5 protein-coding genes and 1 pseudogene are annotated in these 3,053 nt (G+C 42.5%); all 6 read right to left on the bottom strand.

What is annotated here, in order from left to right; all coding sequences use genetic code 11:
* The coding region (locus ALO_RS21550) for a transposase (protein ID WP_004098784.1) at nucleotides 1-203 on the bottom strand (203 nt) is incomplete at its 3' end.
* A 61-nt stretch (nucleotides 204-264) separates the two neighbouring features.
* A complete protein-coding gene (locus ALO_RS17490; RefSeq protein ID WP_238528309.1) occupies nucleotides 265-1,008 on the bottom strand; it encodes a tetratricopeptide repeat protein in 744 nt (247 codons plus the stop codon).
* 9 nt (nucleotides 1,009-1,017) lie between these two features.
* Nucleotides 1,018-1,062: pseudogene (locus ALO_RS23845) on the bottom strand (hypothetical protein); the annotation flags it as partial.
* Nucleotides 1,050-1,445 (bottom strand): tetratricopeptide repeat protein, encoded by a 396-nt coding sequence (locus tag ALO_RS21835; RefSeq protein WP_004098781.1) that lies wholly within the window; start codon nucleotides 1,443-1,445, stop codon nucleotides 1,050-1,052. The pseudogene ALO_RS23845 and the gene ALO_RS21835, both read right to left, overlap by 13 nt.
* Nucleotides 1,446-1,528: 83 nt before the next feature.
* Complete coding sequence (locus tag ALO_RS17485) at nucleotides 1,529-2,125, bottom strand: hypothetical protein (protein WP_004098779.1); 597 nt, start codon at nucleotides 2,123-2,125, stop codon at nucleotides 1,529-1,531.
* An 88-nt stretch (nucleotides 2,126-2,213) separates the two neighbouring features.
* A partial coding sequence (locus ALO_RS17480; RefSeq protein ID WP_004098777.1) for a C39 family peptidase occupies nucleotides 2,214-3,053 on the bottom strand: 840 nt, incomplete at its 5' end.

Here is a 3,053-nt window from a genome sequence, read left to right as displayed (position 1 = left end):
ACTATTCTTACTAATAGATGGACGTGGTTGTTCATCAGCATATAGGCTAATACTTCAAAACCATATCGCTGTTTATAACGATGAATAAGGTTCAGGTATTTTATTTTGTCATTGGGTTCCAAGAATATGTCTTCTCGGTTGTTTCCTCTTGCCATCACATGATAGATAGCTCCTTCATAGTGGATACGGGTTTGTCTGGCCATGTTCATCCTCTCTCCATTGGAGTAATCTCTACCAAAAGTTTACTCTTTATTGTCTTATAAGTCAATAAGTCAAGCCTGACCCCGAATTCTCTAAGTTATACTGAGCGACTTTGTCACCCTGTTCGGCTGCTTTGCGATACCATTGCATGGCGACAACAAGATTACGGGGTATTTCTTTACTGCCGGAAAAATATAAAGATCCCAGTGCCAGTTGAGCATCCAGCGCATCATTTTCCGCTGCTTTTTCCCACCACTTCAATGCTTCTGTATGATTTTGCGAGACACCTTGCCCGAAATAGTAAGCACGGGCTAAGAATGACTGGGCTTTTACATTTCCTTGTTCGGCAGCTCTTTGGCACAAGCTGATTCCAACAACCATATCCTTTGGCACCCCGTCACCATGGAAATAGGCAAGACCCAGCAAAAACTGAGCGTCACTATTCCCCTGTTCCGCTGACTTCCGCGCCCAGCTTATAGACTCGGCAGGATTTCTTGTCATACCGCCGCTCCCGGACATGTATACTGCCGCTACCATATATTGCGCCTGCGCTTCACCTTGGGCCGCCGCTTTTTTCCACCAGGCAAAAGCGGCGGCAGTGTCTCTTTTTATTCCTCTGCCTGAGCCATAGGCTGATCCAAGCATATATTGTGATTTAGCTTCTCCCTGTTCAGCAGCCTTTTTCCACCACTTGACCGCCTCTGCCGGATTTTCGGGCACTCCTACACCTGCATCATAGGCGTTGCCAAGCATATACTGGGCGTCAGGATTTCCTTGGTCGGCGGCTTTGCGAAACCAACTTATCATCGCAGCATTATCTTTGGCGACGCCTTCACCTCGGTAGTATGCTAATCCAAGCATGAATTGAGAGAGGGATTCCCCTGGTCAGCCGCCTTTTTCCACCATTTGAGGCCTTCAGGAAAGTTTTTCTCTGCTCCATAACCAAACATGTAGACATTGCCCATCATGTGCTGGGCATCGCTATCCCCTTGTTCCGCTGACAGCTTCCACCATTTTATTGCCTCAGCCAGGTCTTTCTCGACTCCGTTCCCTTCCTCATAGGCTATGCCCAGCTTATATTGAGCCGCTGCGTCTCCCTTGTCAGCAGCCTGACGTAAGTCTGAAACGGATGATGCTTCAACAGGTGATTCTTGAAATACAATCCAGCTAAATGCTAAAAAGATCATAATGCAGGTAAATAGAGATATGAATCGTAATCTCACATACCTATTCAAACTTATCATATTTGCTGATACTCCTTTTTAAATTTCAAGACAAACTCTTATGTGACGGCAGTCCTCATAAAGGTTTGTTTTTTTATTAGGTACTAACTGTTTTCTGGTATAATTTCGATTACTTTGGCTAAATCAGCAATATGAGTTACAACTGTAAGGTTCTGTACAAGCAAATTAGCAAGAACGAGACGAACTCTGCATGGTTGCTTAGGTAAATTTTGTTGTGCATAGTCCGTATCTTTTATAGATATAATACGCTTGCTTTTATAACCATCAAGTTGAGGAGTCTTATTTAGATCAGAATCGTCAATTTTGAATGCATATCCCGCTCCCGCTGCTGACGAAGCCTCCCAAAAGCATTCTCCAGTTAATTCTATTTCTCCGGAAAATTCAACACTAATATATCCTTTATCACGATCAATAGATTTGACTGTGAGTCCAGCGATCTTATCGCCCACTCGTACGTACTCTGTATAAATAATGTTATTATCGTGTTTTAGAATAACGGTACTAACTGTATTAGTACCAGTATGCGATGCTAATTGGCCGCCTTGTTGAGCAACAATAGGTTCGTCTAAAAAAGGATTCTGTTTTCCATTAGATAAATTATTGGTTTGGGTCGAGCACCCTGCTGTCATGGCTGTTACTATCAAACTATACAGCATGTATTTTAGTATCTTATTTACCACCGTAAACCCTCCCGACTTTCAATATTGTTTTTTCGCTTTAGTATTTATCTCTCTTCTTTATTTTTCAGGTTTCGAAATAATATAGACTCTATAAAAGCTCCGGCTTAATAACTTTTTCACCATGTGCCTTTACTTTCCCTGGTTCCATAACAACTATTAATCCATCATTATACCAAGGTTTTCTGGTATAACTGGTATTATAGTCATTAGGATCATATACGTAGACCCAGTTAGTACCATTTTTATTCTCTACCTTGGTGAACATAACGAAATGTCCTTTTAATGTAAAATGTCCTTCATCCATTTCTCCGATTACCAGATTACCTTGTTGTAAAGCATTTATGGCCCGATCATACTTATAGTCTTGACTTTGCGTGTGGCTAATTATCTCGCAGTCCAGTTCATATTTTTCCGCAGCTTTGGGAAAGAACTCAGGAGCAGTTCCTCCTACTACGCGTGTCCCCCAGTCAACAGAGAGGGTCCTTAGAACTGGTGGTGTCACATAATAGTCAGATAAAGAATCTATTGCCATAGTCATAGTAACTATCCCGCATCCAGAACTGCCGATATTACCCTTAGCTGTTCCATCCTTTGAATCGTATCGAAGTTCTGTATAGTCAGTATTATATTGACTAAAGTATATTAACTTCTTTGTTGCTTCCTCTTCTGCAGCTTTCTTTCTAGCTGCCGCCTCTTCCTCAGCCTTCTTCTTGGCAGCTGCTTCTTCCTCGGCCTTCTTCTTAGCAGCTGCCTCTTCCTCAGCCTTCTTCTTAGCAGCTGCTTCTTCCTCAGCCTTTCTCTTTTTCTCTGCCTCTGTTTTTACCAAGTCTACAACCCCGTCAAAGATCATTTCATGGACTTCCAAGCGTTCTGCGACAGCGTCCTTGTCAAAATTGTTCGCAAGGGGTTGATTGGCGTTTTCAGTATC

Origin of the sequence: Acetonema longum DSM 6540, assembly GCF_000219125.1 — a bacterium.
In the GTDB taxonomy this organism is placed as follows: Bacteria; Bacillota; Negativicutes; order Sporomusales; family Acetonemataceae; genus Acetonema; species Acetonema longum.
Note: the sequence above shows the minus strand (reverse complement) of the source record. Positions and strands in the feature narration are given on the sequence as shown.